13 protein-coding genes and 1 pseudogene are annotated in these 21,852 nt (G+C 70.9%); 7 read left to right on the forward strand and 7 right to left on the reverse strand.

The genetic code is table 11. From position 1 onward, the window contains the following. Window positions 1–30: 30 nt before the first annotated feature. Window positions 31–2,139 (reverse strand): DNA gyrase/topoisomerase IV subunit B, encoded by a 2,109-nt coding sequence (locus ACX80N_RS10935; protein WP_459339414.1) that lies wholly within the window; start codon window positions 2,137–2,139, stop codon window positions 31–33. A gap of 255 nt (window positions 2,140–2,394) precedes the next feature. On the opposite strand from ACX80N_RS10935, the gene ACX80N_RS10940 reads away from it, so the two are divergent. Next, window positions 2,395–2,616, forward strand: coding sequence for a DUF7455 domain-containing protein (locus ACX80N_RS10940; RefSeq protein WP_105030511.1), 222 nt, complete (start codon window positions 2,395–2,397; stop codon window positions 2,614–2,616). Between the two features lie 241 nt (window positions 2,617–2,857). Here the strand turns inward: ACX80N_RS10940 and ACX80N_RS10945 are convergent, their stop codons facing one another. The 4 genes and pseudogenes from ACX80N_RS10945 to ACX80N_RS10960 all read right to left on the reverse strand — a co-directional run. Next, the gene (locus ACX80N_RS10945; protein WP_459339415.1) at window positions 2,858–4,075 is read right to left on the reverse strand and encodes an RNA polymerase sigma factor; all 1,218 of its coding nucleotides are present in this window, start codon (window positions 4,073–4,075) and stop codon (window positions 2,858–2,860) included. 307 nt (window positions 4,076–4,382) lie between these two features. After that, the gene (locus ACX80N_RS10950; protein WP_459339416.1) at window positions 4,383–5,894 is read right to left on the reverse strand and encodes a DUF4192 family protein; all 1,512 of its coding nucleotides are present in this window, start codon (window positions 5,892–5,894) and stop codon (window positions 4,383–4,385) included. An 88-nt stretch (window positions 5,895–5,982) separates the two neighbouring features. Next, complete coding sequence (locus ACX80N_RS10955; protein WP_105030514.1) at window positions 5,983–7,326, reverse strand: MFS transporter; 1,344 nt, start codon at window positions 7,324–7,326, stop codon at window positions 5,983–5,985. A 316-nt stretch (window positions 7,327–7,642) separates the two neighbouring features. Beyond that, a pseudogene (locus ACX80N_RS10960) lies at window positions 7,643–8,593 on the reverse strand (proteasome assembly chaperone family protein); the annotation flags it as partial. Window positions 8,594–8,766: 173 nt separating this feature from the next. Between ACX80N_RS10960 and ACX80N_RS10965 the strand changes: the two are divergent. From ACX80N_RS10965 to ACX80N_RS10980, 4 genes are all read left to right on the forward strand, one after another. Next, the gene (locus ACX80N_RS10965) at window positions 8,767–10,314 is read left to right on the forward strand and encodes a leucyl aminopeptidase (protein WP_105030516.1); all 1,548 of its coding nucleotides are present in this window, start codon (window positions 8,767–8,769) and stop codon (window positions 10,312–10,314) included. A gap of 251 nt (window positions 10,315–10,565) precedes the next feature. Then, complete coding sequence (gene lpdA, locus ACX80N_RS10970; protein WP_105030517.1) at window positions 10,566–11,948, forward strand: dihydrolipoyl dehydrogenase; 1,383 nt, start codon at window positions 10,566–10,568, stop codon at window positions 11,946–11,948. A gap of 151 nt (window positions 11,949–12,099) precedes the next feature. Further along, complete coding sequence (sucB, locus tag ACX80N_RS10975) at window positions 12,100–13,932, forward strand: 2-oxoglutarate dehydrogenase, E2 component, dihydrolipoamide succinyltransferase (RefSeq protein WP_459339417.1); 1,833 nt, start codon at window positions 12,100–12,102, stop codon at window positions 13,930–13,932. A 165-nt stretch (window positions 13,933–14,097) separates the two neighbouring features. Further along, window positions 14,098–14,529: an OsmC family protein gene (locus ACX80N_RS10980; protein WP_105030519.1), complete on the forward strand. Its 432-nt coding sequence runs from the start codon at window positions 14,098–14,100 to the stop codon at window positions 14,527–14,529. A 112-nt stretch (window positions 14,530–14,641) separates the two neighbouring features. On the opposite strand, the gene ACX80N_RS10985 is transcribed toward ACX80N_RS10980, so the two are convergent. Beyond that, complete coding sequence (locus ACX80N_RS10985; protein WP_459339418.1) at window positions 14,642–18,088, reverse strand: S41 family peptidase; 3,447 nt, start codon at window positions 18,086–18,088, stop codon at window positions 14,642–14,644. 137 nt (window positions 18,089–18,225) lie between these two features. On the opposite strand from ACX80N_RS10985, the gene ACX80N_RS10990 reads away from it, so the two are divergent. Next, window positions 18,226–19,122: a TIGR01777 family oxidoreductase gene (locus ACX80N_RS10990; RefSeq protein WP_459339419.1), complete on the forward strand. Its 897-nt coding sequence runs from the start codon at window positions 18,226–18,228 to the stop codon at window positions 19,120–19,122. A 73-nt stretch (window positions 19,123–19,195) separates the two neighbouring features. Here the strand turns inward: ACX80N_RS10990 and ACX80N_RS10995 are convergent, their stop codons facing one another. Beyond that, the gene (locus tag ACX80N_RS10995; protein WP_459339420.1) at window positions 19,196–21,358 is read right to left on the reverse strand and encodes a serine/threonine-protein kinase; all 2,163 of its coding nucleotides are present in this window, start codon (window positions 21,356–21,358) and stop codon (window positions 19,196–19,198) included. A 135-nt stretch (window positions 21,359–21,493) separates the two neighbouring features. Here ACX80N_RS10995 and ACX80N_RS11000 point away from each other — a divergent pair, with 135 nt between their 5' ends. Continuing rightward, complete coding sequence (locus tag ACX80N_RS11000) at window positions 21,494–21,841, forward strand: hypothetical protein (protein WP_459339421.1); 348 nt, start codon at window positions 21,494–21,496, stop codon at window positions 21,839–21,841. The last annotated feature ends 11 nt before the right edge of the window (window positions 21,842–21,852 follow it).

Genomic DNA, 21,852 nt, shown 5'->3' on the forward strand with positions numbered 1-21,852 from the left:
TGCGTCGGCCGGCCGGCCTCGCCCGATCCGTCAGGCGTCGATGCGGTCGCGGTCCAGCGATGCTGCCCCGGCGACGATGAAGTCCTTCCGCGGCGCGACGTCGCTGCCCATCAGGAGGTTGAAGACGCGCTCGGCCGATTCGGCCTCCTGGATGCGGACGCGCCGCAGCGTCCTGTGCCGCGGATCCATGGTGGTCTCCGCCAGCTGGTCCGCGTCCATCTCACCGAGTCCCTTGTAGCGCTGGATCGGGGACTTGTGCCGTCTGCCCTTCTTCTCGAGGGTCGAGAGCAGACGCGTCAGCTCCGCCTCGGAGTACGTGTACATCATCTCGTTGGCCTTCGAGCCGCCGTTGATGACCTCGACGCGATGCAGGGGTGGCACGGCGGCGTAGACCCTGCCGGCCTCGACCAGCGGGCGCATGTACCGGAAGAACAGCGTCAGGAGCAGCGTGCGGATGTGCGCACCGTCGACGTCGGCGTCGGTCATCAGGATGACCTTCCCGTACCGGCGCGCGTCCAGCTGGAAGCTCCGCCCCGAGCCGGCCCCGATGACCTGGATCAGGGCGGCGCACTCCGCGTTGGACAGCATGTCGCCCACGGATGCCTTCTGCACGTTGAGGATCTTCCCCCGGATCGGCAGGAGTGCCTGGTAGTCGGAGGACCGCGCGTTCTTGGCGGTGCCCAGGGCGCTGTCGCCCTCGACGATGAACAGCTCGGAGCGCTCCGGGTCGTCGATGCGGCAGTCGGCGAGCTTGGCCGGCATGGTCGAGGTCTCGAGGGCGTTCTTGCGCCGCTGCGTCTCCTTGTGCACACGTGCCGAGATGCGGGACTTCATCTCGGCGACGACCTTCTCCAGCAGGAGTGCCGACTGGGCCTTGTCGTTGCGCGCCGAGGACGACAGGCGTGCCTGCAGCTCCTTCTCGACGACCCTCGCCACGATGGCCTTGACGGCGGAGGTGCCGAGGATCTCCTTGGTCTGTCCCTCGAACTGCGGCTCGGCGAGGCGCACCGTGAGCACGGCCGTCAGTCCCGCGAAGACGTCGTCCTTCTCGATCTTGTCGCTGCCCGCCTTCAGCTTGCGCGCATTCGCCTCGATCACCTTGCGGAAGGTCTTGAGCAGCGCCTGCTCGAACCCGCTCTGGTGCGTCCCGCCCTTCGGGGTCGCGATGATGTTGACGTAGCTGCGGACCGTCGTCTCGTAGCCGATCCCCCAGCGCAGGGCGATGTCGACGTCGCAGTCGCGCTCTACCTCCGCCATCCGGCTGTGGCCGCGCTCGTCCAGCACGGGCACCGACTCCTTGAAGCGGCCCGAGCCCTGGAAGCGCCATACGTCCGTGACGGCCGCGTCCAGCGCGAGGAACTCGGCGTATTCCGAGATGCCGCCGTCGTGCTGGAAGACCTCCTCCACGGGCCCCGACTCGCCCGGCGTGCCGGGGAGCTTCCGTTCGTCGCGGAGCACGATGCGGAGGCCCGGGACGAGGAAGGAGGTCTGTCGCGCGCGGGTCTGCAGCTCCTCGTACGAGAAGGCGGCGTCGGGCGTGAAGATCTGGCGGTCCGCCCAGTAACGGATGCGCGTCCCGGTCACGCCCCGCTTGGTGGTGCCTGCGATCTCGAGGCGGGAACCGTCGAGGAAGGGCTCGAAGGACGAGGTGGGCGACGGCGTCCTGCCGTCGTCGAAGATGCCGGGTTCGCCGCGGCGGAACGACATGGCATAGGTCTTGCCGCCACGGTCCACGAAGACGTCGAGTCGGGACGACAGCGCGTTGACGACGCTCGCCCCCACGCCGTGGAGGCCGCCGGAGGCGGTGTAGGAGCCGCCGCCGAACTTGCCGCCGGCGTGCAGCTTGGTGAACACCACCTCCACCCCGGTCAGGCCCGTCTTGGGCTCGATGTCCACGGGGATCCCGCGGCCGTCGTCGTGGATCTCCACCGAGCCGTCCGCGTGCAGGATCACGGTGATGCTCTGGCCGTGACCGGCAAGGGCTTCGTCCACCGAGTTGTCGATGATCTCCCAGAGGCAGTGCATGAGGCCACGGGAGTCCGTGGACCCGATGTACATGCCGGGACGCTTGCGCACCGCCTCGAGGCCCTCGAGGACCGAGAGGTGCCGGGCGGTGTAGTCCGAGGTGGGGGGTGTCACGGTGGGGCTGTCTCCTTGGCGGAACGGGCGCGGTCCAGGACAGGCGTCAGGCGGGTGTCTTCCGGGGGGACCGTGTAGCTCCAGTTTATTACCCGGGACCGACACCGCCCGGCAGGCGCGTCCCGACGGGCTCGCCGCGGGCTCCGAGTGTGACCCATACCCCTGGTACGCCCGGAGCGAAAGGAGGCCCAGCCTGCGAAGGGGGTGCGACGAATAGTGGTTATATGAGTAGACGATCCACATGAGGAGACATTCATGACCACTGCAGTAGCAACTCGCGAACTCACTGCCCTGGACCGCTGTGACCGATGCGGCGCCCAGGCCTACGTGCGGGCCGTCCTCCAGTCCTCCGGTGGAGAGCTTCTTTTCTGCGGCCACCACGCGCGCGCCGTCGAAGCGAACCTGAAGCCGCTCACCTCGGAGTGGCAGGACGAGACGCAGCGGCTCCACGAGAAGCCGGCCGTCGCAGGCGACTGATTCCGCCAGGACTCGCACCACCCACAGACACAGGCGCCCCGTGTACAGGCGCTGACAGCACAAGGACGGGCCCCCTCCTCGGAGGGGGCCCTCCTGCGTTCCGGGTCCGTCCGGGCTGCGGCGGCCCCGCGCTGCTCCGGAATCCCGTTCCTCGCGGCAGCCCCGCCGTCCGGGAACGACACAGGGCCCCTCCCGAAGGAAGGGGCCCTGTGCGGGTAGCTGCTGGTCTCCGGAGTCCGGATCAGTCCAGGTAGTCGCGCAACACCTGGGAGCGCGAGGGGTGGCGCAGCTTGGACATGGTCTTCGATTCGATCTGGCGGATCCTCTCGCGGGTCACGCCGTAGACCTTGCCGATCTCGTCCAGCGTCTTCGGCTGTCCGTCGGTCAGTCCGAAGCGCATGGCGACGACGCCCGCCTCGCGCTCCGACAGGGTGTCGAGCACCGAGTGGAGCTGCTCCTGCAGCAGCGTGAAGCTCACGGCGTCGGCGGGTACGACCGCCTCGGAGTCCTCGATCAGGTCACCGAACTCGGAGTCGCCGTCCTCACCCAGGGGCGTGTGCAGCGAGATGGGCTCGCGTCCGTACTTCTGGACCTCGACGACCTTCTCCGGCGTCATGTCGAGTTCGAGGGCGAGCTCCTCGGGGGTGGGCTCGCGGCCGAGGTCCTGCAGCATCTGGCGCTGCACGCGGGCGAGCTTGTTGATGACCTCCACCATGTGCACGGGGATGCGGATGGTGCGGGCCTGGTCCGCCATGGCGCGCGTGATGGCCTGGCGGATCCACCACGTGGCGTAGGTGGAGAACTTGAAGCCCTTGGTGTAGTCGAACTTCTCGACCGCGCGGATGAGGCCGAGGTTGCCTTCCTGGATCAGGTCGAGGAAGAGCATGCCGCGCCCGGTGTAGCGCTTGGCGAGGGAGACCACGAGGCGGAGGTTCGCTTCGAGGAGGTGGTTCTTGGCCCGCTTGCCGTCGTGGATGACGAACTCGAGCTCGCGCTTGAGCTTCGGGTCCATGTCCGGGTCGGCGGCGATCTTCTCCTCGGCGAAGAGGCCGGCCTCGATGCGCAGGGCCAGGTCCACTTCCTGCTCGGCATTGAGGAGGGCGACCTTGCCGATCTGCTTGAGGTAGTCCTTGACGGGGTCGGCGGTGGCGCCCGCGGATACCACCTGCTGGGCGGGGGCGTCGTCGTCGTCGGCATCGGAGTAGACGAAGCCGGTGGTCGTGGCGACCTCGGCGGCCTCGGGCTTCAGGTCCTCGGGGTCGACGTCGACGGCGGCATCCGCGACGGGATCCGTCACGTCGAGGGTGTCCACCGAACCCTGGGCATCGGAGGTCGAGGCCTTCGCGGCCGCAGCGGAGGAAGCAGCCTTCGTGGCGGGCTTCTTGGCCGCTACCCGGCGCTTGGTCGTGGTGGTACCGGCGTCTGTCGACGCCTGTGCTGCTGTCTTCTTGACCGGCACAGAAAACCTTTCATACGGCGGTGTGTGGTGCCATCAGAGGGACAACACCACTATGACCCTGTCAAGTCCGCGCTGGTTATCAGACAGTTCCGGCGAGGCCTGGTCCCATGGGAAACGGTCCCGCCGCCCTCGCTATTCCCGCGGAATCCGCTCTGGGGCGGGATCCGGAATGGAATGCTCGGTCTGTTCTGATGCACGGACCCAACCGGGTCTCAACTACCATTGTCTCACGGTTGTCCGCCGGCCCGGAAATCATGTCGGTGCTTTTGTGCCTGCTGTCGGCACCGGCGTCGCAGGTGCGTGATGCTCACGTCGCCCCGCCCGATGAGGGTGCACCACCCGTGGTCCACGCGGTGGAGCGGCGCCTGGCCCAGGCCGGCAGCCCGCCACGGCGCAGCAGTTCGGAGAGCAGGCGTGCGAGCCGGTATCCGGGAACGGCCTGCTCGGCCGCCCCGAGGAACACCGCTGCCCGTGAACCTCGACCGCGGGCGTACTCGAACCAGGCGGACATGGTGAGTGCGGCGGCCCTCGACTCCCCGTCCGACACCGCCGCGAGCTGCGCGAGTACCTCGCTCATCGCATCGACCCGCTCCCACGCGATGGGTCCCGGGAAGCGCCCCGCCAGGAGGTCCGCGTAGAGCAGGGCTGCATCGGCGCCATGGCCCCGGCCACCCGATCGCTCCACAGTTGCGGTCGAAGCAGCCACCGCAGGAGCAGTCGGTACCGCAGCGGCGGGAGCAGTCGTCGGGGCAGCGGCCGAGGCGGCCGTCGAAGCCGCCGTCGGAGCGGTCGGATCAGCAGCAGCGACAGCGCCGCGCGCCACCTCCAGGGCCTGACGCAGCGCCACGGGCGACACCGCTAGGCCGCGCACCGCCGGCACGGCCCAGGCGGCGGCACCGGGTTCCAGCCGATCGGGAGTCTGACCGGGATCGAGCGGGCCCGGCTCGGGGCCGGGGCCGAAAGCGTCGGGGTCGAGCAGGCCACACGCCCGCGCGCCGTCGAGCGCCGCGGTCGACCCCAGGCATGCACTGGCGAGCAGGAAGTCGCGGACCGTGCGGCACTCGATGCTCGCCAGCAGGAAGCCCGCGACCTCGGGTTCGGCCTGCACATGGAACGTGCCCGGGCGTGACAGGACGACGTCCCAGAGGGCGGACGTCGCGGTGAACTGCCCCGGGGAGATCCAGCGGCCGGCGCATCGCGCGGCGAAGTGGGCCTGGGCGTCCTCCACGGCCCCGGGGTTCGCCGACCATCCATCGCGCGGGGCCACGGCCGGCGCGGCGCGGAGGACTGCTTCCGGTGCCGACGCGTCGAAGGCACTGCCGCCGAAGATGAGTTCCGCGTTCAGGGCACTGTGCACCACGGCGTCGAGCGGCGTGCCCGGCCAGGGACAGCACCGCTCGTCCCGGCAGAAGTAGTCCCGCCACCCGCTCCCCGACACGAGCCACCCCGCCCGGACGGGAAAGCCCTCGAGCTTCAGGGCCATCTCGAGGTCGTCCAGCAGATCCTCGTGCGGAGGAGGTCGGAGCCGGTGCCACTCCTCGCGCGTGTACACGACGACGAGTGTGCCGTCGGCGTCGGGATCCCCCCGCAGGAAGGACACCACCCCCTCGGCGAACGCCAGCGGATCCGCCCCCTGGGCGGGCAGGTCCACCCGCAGCGTCGCCCCCAGCCTCGTGCCCGTGGTGGTCAGGACGACCAGGCTCTCCGCGGGCATGAAGCCGAGGGCGTGGGGTATGTAGGACAGGATGTCCGCAGGCGAGGTGATGGTGAAGGACGGGGACGCCGGACCGCCAGGAGCGGGGCTCGATGGAGATGACATGCAGATACCCTGCTCCTCGCGCGCCAGGCCCGCGTGACGGATACGCCCTATGTGGACAACCGGACCGGCCCGAAGGGAGGGATACCGCCTACCCGCCCTGGTTCCTCCGATCCATCTTCTGCTCCCGCCGACGGCGGTGTTCCCGCGCCAGGGCGTCGCGGAGGGGCGGGACCACCACGCCCTGCTCGGCCATACGACGCCGAACCCTGCGCCGCACGATGACGACGGCGATCGCCCCGGTCGCGAGGACGACGAGCTGGGCGGCCATCGCGAGGCGGAACGAGGGCAGGGCATAGAGCTCGCCCTGCGAGAAGCCGCTGCCGAGGAGGACGTCGAGGACCACCCCGATGATGAACATCGACAGCAGGGAGGCCGTGAACCCCCCGATGTTCACGATGCCGGTCGCCGTCCCGATCCGCGCGGCCGGATTGAAGGTGCGGGCGAAGTCGAAGGCGATCATCGAACCGGGGCCGCCGATCGCCAGGGCGACCACCAGCAGGATCAGCAGCGGCAGGGGCGCGGGCCCGGGGTACAGCAGGACCGCGAGCCAGGCGCCGGTTATCAGTGCGGCGATGGTGAGCACCATGGTGGACCGCCGCAGGGGGTGCAGCCCCACGTAGCGCCCGAGGAACGGCCCGCACGCGATACCCACCGCCACGAACAGGGTCATCAGCGCGGAGGCCGCGCCCTCCCCGACCTTCTCCGCGCGCACGAGGTAGGGGTAGCCCCACATGATCACGAACACCGTGCCCGGGAACTGGATGGTGAAGTGCGACCAGAGGCCCAGGCGCGTGCCCGGCTGCTTCCACGCTTCGGCGAGGGAACGGCCGGTCTGCCGGAGCGTCTGCGGGGTGCGCTCACCACCCGCCAGCGGCGAGTCCCGGATGACGGCCACGGAGAGCACGACGGCGATCGCGGAGAGGGACGCGGCCGAGAGGAAGGCCGGCTGCCACCCGAAGGTCGAGAGCAGCCCCACGAACGGGATGACCGAGACAACCTGCCCGAGCTGACCCACGATGCCGGTCCACTGCGTGAGGATCGGGATGCGTCGCGGCTCGAACCAGGCCGGGAGCAGCCGAAGGACGCTGATGAAGGTCATCGCGTCCCCCGCGCCCACGAGCAGGCGACCGACGATACCCTCCCCGACCGAGTCGGCGAAGGCGAGCTGCGCCTGGCCCAGCGCCATCAGCGCGCCGCCGGTCACGATGAGCGCCCGGGGACCCCAGCGGTCCACGAGCACGCCCACCGGCACCTGCAGGGCCGCATAGACGAGCAACTGCACCACCGTGAAGATCGACAGCTGCGAGGCCGAGGCGTCGAAGCGCTCCGTCGCCTCCAGACCCGCCACCCCGAAGGAGGTGCGCTGCGTCACCGCGACGAGATACGCCACGACACCGGCCGCCCAGACCAGGAGGGCCCTCGAGGAATTCACTCCCCCATTATGGCGTGGCCGGGAGAGCGCACGACGTCGGATGCGCCGGACCGCGAACCCGCGACCCGCAGCGTCACGGTCCCGCGCACAGCAGAGCCCGCCGGTGCTCACCGGCGGGCTCCGACGGGACAGCGGTCTATGCCAGGGGGCGGGGGTCGGGACCGGGGGTCTCGTCGTCGCCCTCGGACGTGGCACCCGTGCCCGACTCGGATGCCCGCGCGGACCGGACGCCGTGCTCACCCGCGTAGTCGATGGCGGTCGTGCCGAGGAACTCCGTGTCCCAGAGCAGTGTGGACTCCTCTTCCGCCTGCGGGCTCGCGAGGTACGCCTCGACGGCCGCGCCGAGCTCCTCGGCGCTGGCGAGTTCGCTGTTCTCCTTGACGAGCAGCGACTTACGAGCGACGCCGTCCGCGTACTCGTCGTACCGCTTCTCGAGCGAGGCCACCACGGACTGCACCTCGGCCGAGTTGCCGACCTGGCGTGCGATCTGCCGTTCGACGTCGCGCCCGGTCTCACGCAGACGGTCGGTGGGCAGCACCAGGCGGGCGGTGGCGCCCAGGTACTCGAGCCCGGCGACGGCGGCCGGCGGGTACTCGGCCTCGGCGAGGTAGTGCGGCACGTGGATGACGTGGCCGACGACGTCGTGCCCCGCCTCGATGAGCCGCAGTTCCAGGAGATGACCGATCGACGCCTGCAGCTCGGCGGTGGGACGCCAGGCGTTCATGCCGTTGATGATGTCCGTGCGGTTCCCGTGCAGCGTGACACCGATGGGACGCGTGTGCGGCACCGGCATGGGGATCGCGTGGATCCACGAGATGAGCGGGACGTCGAGGTCCTGCACGAGTCCGACGACGGCGCTCGCGAACCGCTCCCACTGCAGATCGGGCTCCACGCCGGTGAGGAACAGGAAGGGCTCACCCAGCCCGTCGTACAGCCGGTGCAGTTCCAGGCGGTGCGGCTGGTAGTCCCTCAGGTGGTCCTCGGCGAACGTGACCTTCGGGCGCCGCCCGCGGTAGTCCATGAGCTGGTCGGCGTCGAACTCCACCACGGTGTCGTGGTCGAGGATCTCGAGCAGCTCCTCGCTGATCTGCGAGACCACATGTCCGGCGTCCATGAAGCCGGTGAGGCTCACGAGCAGCGGCAGGCCCCGGTTCGCGGGGTCGCCGAAGACCTCGGCGTCGGTGTTGTACAGGGTTCGTGGGTCCAGCATGGCTCTCTCCTGACGGTGGGCTCCTGCCGGTATCAACACCGTCGGCGCCACCTTCATTCCGGGACCGGCAGCCCGCGCCGCGCGGTCCGCAGCCGGACCCGCCACCCCGTCCACCGGGGTCGGCACGGCGCAGAGACTAGGATCGTCAGGACGGTTCCCGGCCCACCAGATACCGGACCGCAAGTGAGCAGCATCTGGACAACCCATCCGGACACGAGGAGAGCGATTCCGTGATCAAGACGACCGAACTACACCTGACAGCATCCGCGAAGGACCTCAGGAAGATCCCGAGCGACGCACTCGTGATCGGGGTCGCCAAGGGGGCCGACGGGCCGGTGCTGCTCGGGAGCCCGCTGCCGGCGAAGGCCGCTCGCGCCCTCGGGGACAGCCTCCAGGTCCTCGGGATCACCGGCGCCGCCGACGAGGTCCGCCGCCTGCCCGGACTGCCCGAGACCGGCGCCGACTCGCTCGTGCTCACCGGCGTGGGACCGGTCGCCGCCGAGGAGGTGCTGGGGCACGAGACGCTGCGCCGTGCCGCCGGTGCCGCCGTCCGTCAGCTGACCGGCCTCGAGACCGTGGTCCTCGCCCTGCCCGCGGACACGGTGGACGCCGCGACCGCCGTCGCCGAAGGTGCGGCCTTCGGCGCGTACAGCTACGAGGGCCACAAGTCGGGCATCAAGCCGGACGGCACCGTGGCGCCCGCGAAGGACACGGCGGCGGTCCGCGACGTCGTCGTCCACACGGCCGTCGCCGAGGACGCCGACCTCGCACCGGCGCTCAGGCGCGCCGTCGTCCTCGGCAAGAACGTCAACGCCACGCGCTCGCTCGTGAACCAGCCGCCGAGCCACCTGTACCCGGAGACCTTCGCCCAGGCCGCGAAGGACCTCTCCCGCGGGCTCCCCGTGAAGATCACCGTGATGGACGAGAAGCGCCTCGAGCGTGACGGCTACGGGGGCATCCTCGGCGTCGGCAAGGGATCCACGCGCCCGCCGCGCATGGTCAAGGTCGAGTACTCCCCCGCGAAATCCGCCGTGCACCTGGCCCTCGTCGGCAAGGGCATCACGTTCGACTCCGGCGGACTCTCGCTGAAGCCCGCCGCCGGCATGCAGACCATGAAGCTGGACATGGCCGGCGCCGCCGTCGTCCTCACCACCCTCCTCGCGGTCGCCGAACTGGGCCTGCCCGCGAAGGTCACGGCGTGGCTCTGCCTCGCCGAGAACATGCCCTCGGGGTCCGCCCAGCGCCCCGAGGACGTCCTGTCGATCTACGGCGGACGGACCGTGGAGGTCCTCAACACCGACGCCGAGGGCCGCCTCGTCATGGCCGACGGCCTCGCCGCCGCGAGCGAGGAGTCGCCCGACGCCATCATCGACATCGCGACCCTCACCGGCGCCCAGATGATCGCGCTCGGCACCCGCGTCTCCGGCGTCATGGGCGACGACGGTGTGCGTGACGCCGTCAAGGCCGCGGCCGACCGCGCCGGGGAGCAGTTCTGGCCCATGCCCCTGCCCGAGGAGCTGCGCCCGAGCCTCGAGTCCCAGGTCGCGGACATCGCCAACATCGGCGAGCGGAACGGCGGCATGATGACCGCCGCGGTGTTCCTGCGCGAATTCGTCGGGCAGGTCGACGGCGAGAAGATCCCGTGGGCGCACCTCGACATCGCCGGACCCGCGTTCAACGAGGGCGCACCCTACGGCTACACGCCGAAGGCCGGGACCGGCGTCGGCGTCCGCACGCTGCTCGCCTACGTCGAGGACGTCCTGGCCCGCGCCCTGTAGCGCCCGAAGCGGGTGCCGCCCGATCGGTGGCACCCGCCCGTCCCTGGAGCCATGGTGCCCGCGCGTGACACTGCGCACATGCGGGCACTATGGCGCACACGACATGCACTTCGGGTGGATGCCGGGTCCCGGTGGGGATAGGGTGAAAAACGAGCACAAAGCACCTGCGACCGCACCTGCGACCGCAACAGCCATCGACTTACCAATCGACGCGCCCTGCGCGTCGACAGACCACGCGAGGGAGCGTTCAAGTGGCCGGATCGGCAACTGCGCAAGAATTCGACATCCTGGTACTCGGCGGAGGCAGCGCCGGCTACGCCGCGGCACTCCGCGCGGTGCAGCTGGGCTTCACCGTGGGTCTCATCGAGAAGGCCAAGCTGGGCGGCACCTGCCTCCACAACGGCTGCATCCCCACCAAGGCACTCCTGCACTCCGCGGAGATCGCCGACGGCGCCCGCGACGCGGAGAAGTACGGCGTGAAGGCCAGCTTCGAGTCGATCGACATGACCGCCGTCAACGCGTACAAGGACGGCATCATCGCCGGCAAGTACCGCGGGCTGCAGGGACTGATCAAGTCCAAGGGCATCACGGTCATCGAGGGCTCGGGCAAGCTGGCGTCGCAGAACACCATCGACGTCGACGGCACCGTGTACACCGGCAAGCACGTCATCCTCGCCACCGGTTCCTTCTCCCGCAGCCTCCCCGGCCTGGAGATCGGCGGGAAGGTCATCACCTCGGACCAGGCCCTCACCATGGACTTCGTGCCCAAGAGCGTCGTGATCCTCGGCGGCGGCGTCATCGGGTGCGAGTTCGCCTCCGTCTGGAAGTCGTTCGGCGTCGACGTCACGATCGTCGAGGCCCTGCCCTCCCTCGTACCCAACGAGGACGCGACGATCGTCAAGAACTTCGAGCGGGCGTTCAAGAAGCGCGGCATCAAGTTCAACACCGGCACCCGGTTCCAGGCCGTGCAGCAGAACGACGACGGCGTCGTCGTCACCCTCGAGGACGGCAAGACCTTCGAGGCGGACCTCATGCTCGTCGCCGTGGGGCGCGGACCGGTCACGAAGGACCTCGGCTACGAGGACGCCGGTCTGACCATGGACCGCGGCTTCGTCATCGTCAACGAGCGCCTGCACACCGGCGTCGGCAATGTCTACGCGATCGGTGACATCGTCCCCGGCCTGCAGCTCGCCCACCGCGGCTTCCAGCAGGGCATCTTCGTCGCCGAGGAGATCGCCGGCCTGAAGCCCGTCGTCGTCGCCGACCTCAACATCCCCAAGGTCACCTACAGCGACCCCGAGATCGCGTCCGTCGGCTACACCGAGAAGGCGGCGCGCGAGAAGTTCGGTGACGACCGCGTCGAGACGCACGAGTACAACCTGGCCGGCAACGGCAAGAGCTCGATCATCGGCACCGGCGGCATCGTCAAGCTCGTCCGCGAGAAGGACGGCCCGATCGTGGGCGTCCACATGCTCGGCAGCCGCATGGGCGAGCAGATCGGCGAGGCGCAGCTGATCGTGAACTGGGAGGCCTACCCCGAGGACGTCGCCCCGCTCATCCATGCACACCCCACGCAGAACGAAGCGCTCGGAGAGGCCCACCTCGCCCTCGCCGGCAAGCCGCTGCACGGATGAGGCAAGGGACCGGGCCCTCTCCGGGCCCGGTCCACGCTCCGGGGGCTTGGACTAAGCTCGGGAGCAGGAAATCAACGCACGTCCAGCTGAGCGGGCCCCGCTCGTCGACCAGCTGCCAAGGAACGATCTACGAAGGAGAAACGGGCGCATTATGTCTGAATCCGTGAACTTGCCCGCTCTCGGTGAAAGCGTCACCGAAGGCACCGTCACCCGCTGGCTCAAGCAGGTCGGGGACCGTGTCGAGGTCGACGAGCCCCTCCTCGAGGTCTCCACCGACAAGGTCGACACCGAGATCCCCTCGCCCATCGCGGGCGTGATCGAGGAGATCCTCGTCGCCGAGGACGAGACCGCCGAGGTCGGCGCGCCCCTCGTACGGATCGGCGACGGTTCGGGCGGCGGGTCCGGCGACAGCGGCTCCGACAGCGCAGCCGCAGCCCCTGCCGAGACCCCGGCCGAACCGGAGCAGCCCGCGGCCCAGGAGGCGCCGCAGCCCGACGCCGCGCCCGCCGGCAGTGATTCCGACGCCTCCGGTGGTTCCGGCGAGGGCACCGAGGTCACGCTGCCCGCCCTGGGCGAGAGCGTCACCGAAGGAACCGTCACCCGCTGGCTGAAGGAGGTCGGCGACGACGTCGAGGTCGACGAGCCCCTCCTCGAGGTCTCCACCGACAAGGTGGACACCGAGATCCCGTCCCCCGTCGCGGGCAAGCTGCAGGAGATCCGGGTCAACGAGGACGAGACCGCCGAGGTCGGCGCCGTCCTCGCCGTGATCGGTTCCGGTGCAAACGCCCCGAAGAAGGTGGAGGCCGCCTCGGGTGAGCCGCTCGTCGCAGCTCCCGCCGAGGAACGCGCCGACTCCCCCACCGAGAAGCCCGGCGCCGACAAGGAAGCCGGGCGCGCCTCTAAGACCTCCGAGACCGACGACGACGCGAGCGGCGCGCCCGCACCGCAGCCCGCCGCCGAGGAGAAGTCCGCGGCGCAGGAGAAGCCTGCCGTGCAGGAGTCCGCGCCGTCGGACTCCGCAGGGTCGGACGCCTCCTACGTCACGCCCCTCGTCCGCCGCCTGGCGAACCAGAACGACGTCGACCTCTCGACGGTCAAGGGCACCGGCGTCGGCGGCCGTATCCGGAAGCAGGACGTCCTGGAGGCCGCCGGAGCCCGCAAGGCCGAGCAGGCGGCACCCGTAGCCGCCCCGCAGGGTGCACCGTCCGCCGCGCCTGTCGCGCCGTCGAAGCCCACGGCTCCCGCCGTCGAGCCCTCCAAGCTCCGCGGGACCGTCGAGAAGGCCCCGCGCATCCGGCAGACCATCGCCAAGCGCATGCGCGAGTCACTGGAGGTCTCAGCGCAGCTCACGCAGGTCATCGAGGTCGACATGACCCGCATCGCCAAGCTGCGGACGGCGTCCAAGGACACCTTCCAGGCGCAGAACGGCGCCAAGCTCACCTTCCTCCCCTTCATCTCGAAGGCCGTCACCGAGGCGCTCAAGCAGCACCCGAAGCTGAACGCGTCCTTCGACGAGGAGAAGAAGGAGGTCACGTACCACGACGCCGAGCACCTCGCGATCGCGGTCGACACCGAGAAGGGGCTCCTGGTCCCCGTCATCAAGGACGCCGGCAACCTCAACCTCGGCGGCCTGGCGAAGAAGATCGCCGACGTGGGTGCACGCACCCGCAACGGCCAGATCGGCCCCGACGAGCTCTCGGGCGGCACCTTCACGATCACGAACATCGGCTCGGCCGGTGCCCTGTTCGACACGCCGATCATCAACCAGCCGCAGGTCGGCATCCTCGGGACCGGCATCATCGTCAAGCGCCCCGTGGTCGTCACGGGCGTGGACGGCGACGACACCATCGCGATCCGCTCGATGATGTACCTCAGCCTCACGTACGACCACCGCCTGGTGGACGGCGCCGATGCGGGACGATTCCTGCAGACGCTCAAGGCACGCCTCGAGGGTGGCGCCTTCGAGTCCGACCTCGGACTGTAGGACCCGCCCGGCCGATTCAAGGAGCCGCCTCCCGCCCGGGAGGCGGCTCCTGTGCGTCCGGGGCAGGAGTTCCAGACCTGTCGTGGAAGTCCGTCGCGGCGCTCCCTAGGATGGGGGTGAAGTACCGGATGCGATCTCCGCGTCCGCCCGACAGCAAGGAGAACCATGGCTACCGTTCGTACAGCCCACACCGTCTGGAGTGGGGACCTCCCCACCGGCTCAGGCCAGGTCACGCTCGACTCGTCCGGCCTCGGCACCTACGACGTCACCTGGAAGGCACGCGCCGAGCAGTCGGGCGGCAAGACGAGCCCCGAGGAGCTCATCGCGGCGGCGCACTCCGCGTGCTTCTCGATGGCCTTCAGCCACGCCCTCGGCGAGGAAGGCAAGACTCCGGAGCGCGTGGAGACGAAGGCCGAGGTGGATTTCCAGCCGGGCACCGGCATCACGGCGATCCGCCTCACGCTCGACGCGACGGTGCCGGGCCTGTCCGAGGAGGACTTCCAGCGCGTGGCGCAGGCCGCCAAGGAGGGCTGCCCCGTGTCGCAGGCCCTCGCTGCAGTGAAGGACATTTCGCTCACGGCGACGCTGCAGGGCTGACCGGACTCGCCACAGGAACCAGGGAAGGCCCCGGACGGTGTCCGGGGCCTTCCCTCTGCCCGGCTGCTGCTCCGTCCTGACCGCGGTTCCGCCCGGGGTCAGCCGTCCGGGGTCAGCCGCGGGACTCCTGCGGGCGAGGCGGCAGCGGTCCCGGTCGGCGGGAGGGGTAGCCCTCCTTCGCGGGGGGAACATCCGTGGGGGCCTCGGCGAGCATCTCACGGAGGACCGCCAGCCCGTGCTCGAGCTGCGGGTCCTCGCCCGCGGCGTACGCCTGCGGAGGGAACGGCACCTCGACGTCCGGGTCCACGCCGTGGTTCTCGATCCCCCAGCCCACGCCACCCGTCACGTGGAAGCCGTACCGCGGCTGGTTGACACCCGTCCCGTCCGCCAGCGTGAACCGACCGTCGATGCCGATCACCCCGCCCCAGGTCCTGGTGCCGATCACCGGCCCGATCCCCCGCAGCTTCGCCACCTGCGTGATGATGTCGCCGTCGGATCCGGCGAACTCGTCCGTCAGGACGACGACCGGCCCGCGCGGCGCGTGCGCCGGGTAGGTGCCGGGCACCTCGCCGCGGGGCATCGACCACGCCGTGACGCGCCTGCCGATCAGCTCGGCGACGAGCTGGGAGGTGTGGCCTCCCCGGTTGCGCCGTACGTCGATCACCAGGGCGTCGCGGGCTGTCTCGCGGTCGAGGTCGCGGTGCAGCTGGCCCCATCCGTGGGCCACCATGTCGGGGATGTGCAGGTAGCCGAAGCGCCCGTCGGACGCCCGCTGGACGGCGGTCCGATTGGCCGCGACCCAGTTCTGGTACCGCAGGCGCTCCTCGCTGCGCAGGGGCACGACCGCGACGCGGCGGCGCGGACCCGGAGTCCCACCGGACCGGACCGTGAGCTCGACGGCGATGCCGGCCGCACCGGTCAGGAGGACGGACGGACCGAAGACCTCCGGCACGGGAACGCCGTCGACGGCCTCGATCACGTCGCCGGCCACCACGGCGACCCCGGGTGCGCTCAACGGCGAGACCGCCTGGGGGTCGGAGGACTCGGCGTCGAAGACCCGGGTCACGGCCCACCCGCCGTCCGCGGGCACGAGGTCCGCGCCGAGGAAGCCCTGGTGTCCCCCGGGCTCCGTCACGAGCTTCGGGGCCACGTAGGCGTGGGAGGTGCCGAGTTCACCGTGCAGCTCCCACAGCAGGTCCGCGAGGTCGTCGTGCGACCCGAGGCGGTCGACGAGAGGCAGGTACCGCTCCCGGACGCCGTCCCAGTCGACCCCCGCCATGTCCTCGGTCCAGTAGAAGTCACGCTGCAGGCGCCAGGCCTCGTCGAAGGCCTGTTGCCACACGCTCACCGGATCGAGGGTCACCCGGATGCGTTTGAGGGCCACATCGACACGCTTCGGCGAGTCCGCGTCGGTCCTGCCGTCGGTGGGGATCGCGGTGACCTTCCCGTCCGCGGTGAACACCGCCGTCGCACCGTCCCTGCTGACCTCGACGGCGTCGATCTCCGTCGCGAGGACCTCGACGGTCCTGCGGCTCATGTCGAAACGCTCGAGGCGCCGCGGCGGCTCCTCGGTCGAGGAGGATGCGCGCCCGTCGCCCGTGACTCCCCCGATGTCACCGGCCGTCCAGAGCAGGGCGCCGTCCACTGCCCGGAGGTCGTCATAGGTGCCCTGAGCGACGGGGAGCGCGAGGGTGCGCGCCATCAGGAGGGCGGGGTCGACGACGACGGTCTTCTCCCCCTCGGCGGCGCCGTCCGCTGCGGGAGCCTCACCGGCGGCGTCCCCGGTGCCGGCGGGCGCCGCGCTCGGCCCGAACGGCGACGGCGTCCCTGCCGCGAGGGCCACGAGGTAGGGCTTGGTCGAGGCGGGGAAGCTCAGGTCGAAGCGGTGGGTGTCGTACACGGGGTCGAAACTGCGGTCCGAGAGGAAGGCGAGGTACTTGCCGTCGCGCGTGAACACGGGAGACCAGTCACGGAAACGCCCGTCGGTCACGTCGATGATCCCGGCGGATCCGTGGACCGCGGCGTTCCCGGTGGTCCCTGTCCCCTCGGCCGGCGTCGACACCGCAGCCAGCCGGATGCGGCTGCGTGTCCCCTCCTGCGCCATGGGTTCGGCCCAGGCGAGCCACGCCGAATCGTGGGAGAAGGCGAGCGACTCGATCACCCCGTGCCCGGTCGTGGCGATGCGCCGGTGCTCACCGGTCGTGAGCGTCACCATCTCGAGAACTCCCGTCTCGGAGGCGACGGCGATGCGGGAGCCGTCCGCGCTCACGGCGAGCGCGGACGCGCGGAAGCGTCCTTCGAACCCGAAGCGCTGCGCACCGTCGAGGGCTCCCGCCGCCTGCGCCTCGAGCACCGCGGCGTCGCCGTCCGATGGGTCACCGTCCGAGGGGGCGCCGGCTCCCTGCTGCGGCGTCGCTGAGGGAGGTCGGACGGCGTCCTCCCGTCCGGCCGGCTCCGGTCCCCCGTTGCGGGCGCCTGCGAACACGTCCCGGATGTAGAGCGCCTCCTCGCCGTCGGCGTCGGCGATGTAGGCGACACGGGAGCCGTCCACCGGCCGGCCGAGGCGTGCGCGCACTCCGGGAGCAGCCTCGACGACGCGTGACGGACCGTCCCGGTGGGTGAGCCAGTGGAGCGTACCGTGCGCCTCGACGACCGACGCGGAACCGTCCGTCGTCGGCACGGCCGCGGCGAGGTGCCGTTCCACCACGAGGGGCTGGGGCCGGCGGGCCGTGGACGCCGAGCCGAGCGTGATGGCCAGGGGCACGGCCTCCTGGTCGAGGGTCGGGAGGTGCCAGAGGCGGCCCGCCGACTCGTAGACGATCCCGGCGCCGTCGGTGCTCGCGTGGCGGACGTAGAACCGGTCGTGGTCCGTGTGCCTGCGCAGGTCCAGGCCCCGGCGGTCCACGGAGTACAGGTTGCCGTGACCCTCGTGGTCGGACAGGAAGGCCAGACGGTCCGAGACCCACATCGGGTCGCTGAGATTGCCGTCGAGCTCGCGCAGGAACCGCTCGAAGTGCCCGCTGCCGTCCGCGTCCATCCAGAACTTGCCGGCGGTGCCGCCCCGGTAGCGCTTCCACCACGCGGGTTCCCGGGTCAGGACGCTGCCGATGACCGTCGGCGTCCCGCCCGCGAGCGCGGGACCCTCCACGATCGTGTCCACGGGGCCGAACGGGAGGACGGACTGGGACGACCCGTCGAGCGGGACACGGTAGGCCCAGCCGAGGCGGGAGTCCTCGTGCCGGAAGGCGCTGGTCGCCAGGACCTCGCCCTCAGCGGTGAAGCCCTTGACGCGGGTGCTCTGGTGACCCCAGTAGGTGAGCCGGCGGAAGCTCCCGCCCTCGACGTCGGCCGCGACGACCTCCGGCGCCCCGCCCTGCACGACGGTCCACGCGATCGTCGTTCCGTCCGGCGAGAAGCGCGGCGTTCTGGCGGCGAGCTGCAGCGCGGAGATGCGCCAGGCGCGGCCCCCGGCCAGCGGAGCCACCCAGACATCGTTCTCTGCGACGAAGGTGACCCGGTTGCCGTGGAGGTGCGGGTAGCGGAGGTAGTCGGAGCCCATTGGTCGATCTTAGCCACGGCGGTGTGCCTCCTCGCAGGCCCGACGCGCCCGTTCCCGCAGCACTCCGGGGCGGGACGGCAGGACCGCCGATGCCGCCGCCGGTACCCTTCGGGCGGCACAGATGGTTCGATGGTGCCATGCGCATCCTCCTCGCCGGCGCGTCCGGGACCATCGGCACAGCCCTCATCCGTCACCTCGAGACGAACCACGAGATCAGGCGTCTGGTGCGCAGGGCGGCCCGCGGCCCGCAGGAGGTCCGCTGGAATCCGTCCGCGGGCGAGCTCGACGCAGAGGCGGTCGAATGGGCCGACGCCGTCGTCAACCTCTCCGGTGCGGGCATCGCCGGCGGGCTCTGGACGAGGAGTTACAAGGAGACGCTCTACGCGTCACGGATCACCGCGACCAGGACACTGGTCGAGGCCATGCGGAGGGCCGCGAACCCGCCGGCGGTGTTCATCAGCCAGTCGGCGTCGGGCTACTACGGGGACCGCGGCGACGAGATCCTCACCGAGCACTCCTCCTCGGGCGGGACCCTCATGGCGGACATCTGCCGCCGCTGGGAAGCCGAAGCACTCCGGGCTCCCGACACTGTCCGGGTCGTGCTGGCCCGGACGGGCATCGTGATGGCGCACGAGGGCGGCGCCCTGCCCAATCTGCTCATCCCCATCCGCCTCTTCGCCGGCACGTCCATCGGCTCCGGCCGACAGTGGTGGCCCTGGATCAGCATCAACGACGAGGTGCGCGCCCTCGAGTTCCTCCTGACGGCGCCCGTCTCGGGTCCCGTCAACCTGAGCGCGCCGGCGCCGGCGACCATGGACGCGATCACGATCGGCCTGGGCAGGGCGTTCCACCGACCGGTCTGGTTCCGCGTGCCCGGTGCCATCCTGACCTTCGTGATCGGCCAGCTGGGCCAGGAGCTCCTGCTCACGAGCGCGCGGATGGAACCCCGAGCCCTGGTGGGCGCAGGATTCTCCTTCGACGAGCCCACGCCGGAGGCGCTCGCGGCATGGGTGCGCCGCACCGCCAAGCGCTAGGCTCCCACCCGGGCTCGGCGCCCGGTGGACCGCCCGGATCCGGCACCCGTTCGGACAGCCGGCACCGAGTCCTTCACTCCGACGCCGTCACCACGGTGTGGATCCGCCAGCCGAGCCCGGACTCCCAGAGGATGAAGATCAGCTCCTGCCGGCCCGCGGCCATGAGGGGGCCAGGGTGCTCATCGGGCGACGCCGTATCCGCGGTGACCATCGGTCCCGCCCCGCGATCCGCTTCCGCGTCGGTCTCGGTGTAGGAGGAGAGAGCAGCCGTCGCCCGGAGGACCGCGACGTCGGTGGCCGGAGGCGGCGAGGCGACCGCGGGGAGTGCTCGGACCGCCGGAAGGGCCTCGAGATCCGCCCCGGCGAGTACCGCGGGATCCCGGATGGTGATCGAGAGGTCGCTGAGTCTCCTGCCCGTCCCGGCGAGCGCAGTGACGGCTTCCCTGTCGGCGGCCATCGCCGGTGACCCCTCCACATCGATATCGGCGAGGACGGCGGGATCCGCGGTGGTGAACGCCGTCGCGCGGAGGGCCGCGAGTCGCATCAGCGCCGCGGTCGGGTCGGGCGGACGCTGACCATCGTCAGGAGCCGACGTCCCGACGGGTCCCATGTCGGCGGGCGTCACCCGCACGCTTCCCTCACCGGTCCCGTCCCCGGGCGTCCCACCCGCCTCGGACGAGGACGGCGAGCTGTCGGGCGCACCTGCTCCGGCGCGCCCGGTCCCGACCGACACCGCGCCCGGTGCAGCGAAGCCACCCGAGGTCAGCGCGACGCCCGCGACCAGGAGCACGAGGGCGGCCAGGCCCGCCACGACACCGACGACGCGTATCCCCCGTCCTGAGGATCCGTGCGGACCGTACCCCGTCGCTCCGTGGCGCGTTGGTCGCCTCGACGGTCCGGCCGACCCGCGCCCCGACGCCTCACGAGGCTCCCGTGACGAGGGTCGGCCGGCATACGCGCGGCGACCGGCCGCGGACGGATCGGTGGGGAGCTGTGCAGCCGCCGGGCTGCGGAACCCGGTTCTCCCGGTGCCGCGACGGGCGAGGATCCGCCGCACCCCCGACCGAGGAGCGGCCGGAGTGGTATCGGTGCGGCGCGTCAGCAGTTCGGGCAGGACGCTGGCGTGCACCGCTCCCGCCAGGTCCACGGGCTCCGGACGGGCGCTCACCAGCAGGGTCCTCGCGAACCGGTCCGGTGTGGGTCGGCGCTCTCTGTCGGCATCGAGACCGTCCTCGATGAGCTGCATGAGCTGCGGTGGGACCTCCGGCACGATCAGGGCGAGCGGGGGTCGCTGGTCGGTGGGACCGGGGACGCGTCCCGTCAGCGCGAACCAGGTGACGGCGGCCAGCGCGAACACGTCCGCTCCCGCATCGAAGGACCCTCCCCGGGCCGGGTCGATGAAGCCCGCCGTGCCCACGACCGCGCCGTCGGCGGATCCGAGGAGCCGCGCGGTCCCGAAGTCCCCGAGCAGGGGTTTGCCCTCGTGCGTGAAGAGGATGTTGGCAGGCGTGACGTCGCCATGGAGGGCGCCGGCACCGTGCAGATGATCGAGTACCTGCGCGACGGGCACGAGCGCCGTGACCACCTCCGAGACGGGAAGCGGCCCCCTGCTGGTCACCAGGCCCAGCAGTGATCCTCCCAGGGCCAGGTCCATGAGCAGACCCGGGCCGCGGTCCGTGTCGATCAGCCGGTGCACACCGAGGAGGTGCTGGTGGGCGAACCGCTGCAGGAGGCGGAGTTCCTGCTCCAGGTCTCCCCGGTCCTCCACGCCGTCGGGGCCTTCGAAGAGCTCGGACGCGGCTCGACGGCCTGCGGTCCCGCTCGGATCGGTCTCCGGAGGGCGAGGACGGCCGACGGAGGACCGGGACGGCGGTGCAGGGACCGGATCGCGCGGCGCGGCTGCCCGGCGCCCATGCGACGCCGGCCCGGGCGACGCCGTGGGGCGACGGGCTGCAGCAGGCTCTGCGGGTCGCGTCAGGCGCACCTTGAGCGCGAACCGTCGTCCGCCGTCGTCCGTCACGAGCCAGACGGAGGACGTCCCCCCGCGTCCCAGCAGACGCCCGACGCGTAGCCCCTCTGCGCGGGGCCGCTCGGCCTCCTCGTCGGGGTCCAGCGGCAGCAGCTCGTCCTCCAGCGCGTCCGACAGCGCGTCCGGCAGCGCGTCCGGCCCGTTGTCCGAGCAGCGGTCCGACCCGGCGTGCCGGTGTGCCTCGAACCGTCCCCTGGTGTCGCTCATGCATCAGTTGTAGGCGACCGGAGGATCCTCCGCGCCGTTGTCCACAGGCTGAGGACCATCGGGAGACGAACCGCTTGTCCCGATAGAACATATGTTCTATTTTTAATCTCCAGACTTCCGCGGAACAGGTGTGCCATGAATTCCAGTTCTCCCGATCCCGCCGGCGCGTGGCGGCCCTTCGACGAGGCCGTAGTCGTCACCTTCGACGACAGCAGGGGCATACGGCGGCCCCTCGCCCTGCGCTGGCGCGGATCGCTGTGGCGCGTCATCGGCGACAGCCGGCACTGGTCCACCTGGCGTGCCCTGCCCGTGGCCCCGAGGTTCCCCGACGACGAACCGGTGACGCGCGGGTACCGGGCGGACTTCTGGAGGTTCCAGGCGCAGTGCAACCCGGTGTCGCCGGTCCTCCACTTCGAGGTGCGGAGGGCAGGCAACGAGTGGCGCCTGGTGAGACTCGGCGCGACGTTCGAGCTGCCGGGCTGAGCGGCACGGAG

The sequence above is a fragment of the Arthrobacter sp. MDT2-16 genome, assembly GCF_054510925.1.

What these genes read in the sequence shown, in the direction of transcription:
- ACX80N_RS10940 (WP_105030511.1), top strand. Translation starts at nt 2,395, where the DNA reads ATGACCACTGCAGTAGCAACTCGCGAACTCACTGCCCTGGACCGCTGT.
- ACX80N_RS10950 (WP_459339416.1), bottom strand. Translation starts at nt 5,894, where the DNA reads ATGTCATCTCCATCGAGCCCCGCTCCTGGCGGTCCGGCGTCCCCGTCC.
- sucB (WP_459339417.1), top strand. Translation starts at nt 12,100, where the DNA reads ATGTCTGAATCCGTGAACTTGCCCGCTCTCGGTGAAAGCGTCACCGAA.
- ACX80N_RS10980 (WP_105030519.1), top strand. Translation starts at nt 14,098, where the DNA reads ATGGCTACCGTTCGTACAGCCCACACCGTCTGGAGTGGGGACCTCCCC.
- ACX80N_RS10985 (WP_459339418.1), bottom strand. Translation starts at nt 18,088, where the DNA reads ATGGGCTCCGACTACCTCCGCTACCCGCACCTCCACGGCAACCGGGTC.
- ACX80N_RS10990 (WP_459339419.1), top strand. Translation starts at nt 18,226, where the DNA reads ATGCGCATCCTCCTCGCCGGCGCGTCCGGGACCATCGGCACAGCCCTC.
- ACX80N_RS10995 (WP_459339420.1), bottom strand. Translation starts at nt 21,358, where the DNA reads ATGAGCGACACCAGGGGACGGTTCGAGGCACACCGGCACGCCGGGTCG.
- ACX80N_RS11000 (WP_459339421.1), top strand. Translation starts at nt 21,494, where the DNA reads ATGAATTCCAGTTCTCCCGATCCCGCCGGCGCGTGGCGGCCCTTCGAC.